The organism is Roseomonas sp. TAS13, assembly GCF_001950415.1.
GTDB classification, from domain to species: Bacteria; Pseudomonadota; Alphaproteobacteria; order Acetobacterales; family Acetobacteraceae; genus Roseomonas; species Roseomonas mucosa.
Genome location: NZ_BDLP01000534.1, coordinates 1 through 2,270, shown reverse-complemented (window position 1 = coordinate 2,270; position 2,270 = coordinate 1). Strand labels below are relative to the sequence as shown.

Here is a 2,270-nt window from a genome sequence, read left to right as displayed (position 1 = left end):
CGCGCCCGCAGCGGCGCCCGCCGCCCCGGCAGCGGCGCCGGCGGCGGCACCGGCCGCTCCCTTGGCGGCGGCGCCCGGGCGCTTGGTGGCGCGGGCATCGGGCTTGCCGGCGGTCGGGGGCTCCCGGCGGGCGGCATTGCCCCGGGCCTCCCCCTGCGGCCTGGCGGTGGAAGGGCGGGACGCCGTGCCGGAGCCCCCTTGGGTACTCCCTTGGGCACGCGGCGGCAGTTGCAGCGTGTGCGGCGGGGCGGCCTGCCCCCCGGTCTGTCCCCCGGTCTGGGCCAGCACGGCGGCGGGGGTCCCGAGCGATCCGGAGAAAGCCAGGAGCAGGAAGGTCGGCAGCGTGAAGGTACGTCGCATCGGCAGGCCTATTGAGGGCCGCGAACGGGGGGGTCGGTCAACCCGTCCGGCCCATCATTCAGAAAGTCAGGATTTGCCCCGCCCCGACCGATTCGAGAAAGGTGGCGAAGCCCGCCACCTCCACCTGCGGGTGCAAGGCCGATGCCGGCAAGCCCTCGGCACGCAGCCCGGCCTCGCAGGCGAGCAGCCGGACCGGCAGTTCCAGCGCCGCCTCCAGCAGCTCCGCCGCCGTGGCCACGCCGCGTTCCGCCATCAGCGCCTCGCGCATGTCGGCCAGCAGGGGGCTTTCGCGCAGCAGCAGCCGGCAGCCGCCATTGGTGGCGAAAAGCGTCACCCGCCGCCCCAGCGCCGCCGCCCCGGTCGCGGCCACCAGGGCGTAATGCCCCTTCTCATGTCCCCCGGAGGCGAGCAGCACCCCCAGCGGCACCCCGCCCGTCCCCATGCTCACGCCACCCCGCAGACGGGGGTCATGGCTTCCATCGCATGGGCGGAAAGGTCATGGATCGTGGCAGTTTCGCCACAGAGCGCGCAGCCTGGATCACGGCGCAGGCGGATGTCGCGGAAGCGCGCCTCCAGCGAGTCCCAGAGCAGCAGGCGGCCGGACAGGCCGGCGCCGATGCCCAGGATCTCCTTCAGCACCTCCGTTGCCTGGAGGGTGCCCATCACCCCGGTCACCGCCCCCAGCACCCCGGCCTCGGAGCAGGTCGGCACCAGGCCGGGCGGTGGCGGTTCCGGGTGCAGGCAGCGGTGGCAGGGATGCGGCGCGCCGAGATGCGACTTGTAGGTGGAAAGCTGCCCCTCGAAGCGCAGCACCGCCGCCGAGACCAGCGTGCGGCCCAGCAGGTGGCAGGCATCGCCCAGCAGGAAGCGGGTCTCGAAATTGTCGGTGCCGTCGCAAACCAAGTCGTAGCGCGGGATCAGCGCCTCCGCCGCCGCGGCATCCATGCGCCGCGCATGGACCTCGACGCGAACCTCCGGGTTCAGCCGGCGGATGGTCCCGGCGGCGCTTTCCGCCTTGCCCTGCCCCAGCCGGTCCGTGTCATGCGCCACCTGGCGCTGGAGGTTGCTCAGCTCCAGCGTGTCATGGTCCACGATCCCGATCGTGCCGACTCCGGCGGCGGCGAGGTAGAGCGCCAGCGGCGAGCCGAGCCCGCCCGCCCCCACCACCAGCACCCGCGCCGCGCGCAGTTTCGCCTGCCCCGTGGCGCCCACCTCGGCCAGCAGGATGTGACGGGAATAGCGGTGGAGTTCCGCTTCGGAGAAGTCGAGCGACATGCCCGCCATATGGCACGGCGGCGGCGCTTCCGCAGGGGGGGCCTTCCCGCTCCGGCCGCCGGGTTTCAGATCGGCGCGCGGCCGATGCGGCCCAGATGCGTGTCGTGGAAGCCGGAGGCGTATTTCAGCCCGTGTCCCAGGGCGCGGTCGATGCCGATATGCAGCAGCCAGGCCAGGGCGAAGCTGCCCAGCAGCCGGTCGCCGGTGCTGACGGCCAGCGCGCCCAGGACCAGCGGCCCCGGCGTCACATGCACGAGGTTGTAGAGGATGGAGCCCAGCCGCCGCCCACCGAGATAGGCCAGGATCGACAGGTCCGGCGCGATGGCGGCCAGGACGAAGGCCCACCAGCCGGTGCCGAGCCAGATCTGCCCGACCAGCCCGACCGTGGCCAGCGCCAGCCCCTCCAGCCGCAGCATCAGGTTCACCGCGCCGGTCGCATGGCCCGGATCGGTGGAGTAGGTCACGGCGATCGCCTCGGCCTCCCGCCTCTGGCGCGGGGCACGGGCGGGCGCGGCGCGGCGAGGCACGGGGACGGGTTCCGCGACGAGTTCGGGAACGGGTTCCGGCGGGGCTTCGGCCGGCGACTCGCCCGCGGCGCGGCGGCGGGCCGCGGGGGCCTTCGCCCGGCGCTTCGC

General features: G+C 74.2%; 4 protein-coding genes. All 4 read right to left on the bottom strand.

Annotated elements, in window-relative coordinates; all coding sequences use genetic code 11:
• Positions 1-360 (bottom strand): hypothetical protein (locus ROTAS13_RS26665; RefSeq protein ID WP_216348730.1); only part of this gene is annotated, 360 nt, incomplete at its 3' end.
• A 58-nt stretch (positions 361-418) separates the two neighbouring features.
• The gene (locus ROTAS13_RS23230; RefSeq protein WP_019460502.1) at positions 419-802 is read right to left on the bottom strand and encodes a DsrE/DsrF/DrsH-like family protein; all 384 of its coding nucleotides are present in this window, start codon (positions 800-802) and stop codon (positions 419-421) included.
• Positions 803-804: 2 nt separating this feature from the next.
• Positions 805-1,644: a molybdopterin-synthase adenylyltransferase MoeB gene (locus tag ROTAS13_RS23225; protein ID WP_099781267.1), complete on the bottom strand. Its 840-nt coding sequence runs from the start codon at positions 1,642-1,644 to the stop codon at positions 805-807.
• 56 nt (positions 1,645-1,700) lie between these two features.
• The coding region (locus tag ROTAS13_RS27870) for a DUF4260 domain-containing protein (RefSeq protein ID WP_216348729.1) at positions 1,701-2,270 on the bottom strand (570 nt) is incomplete at its 5' end.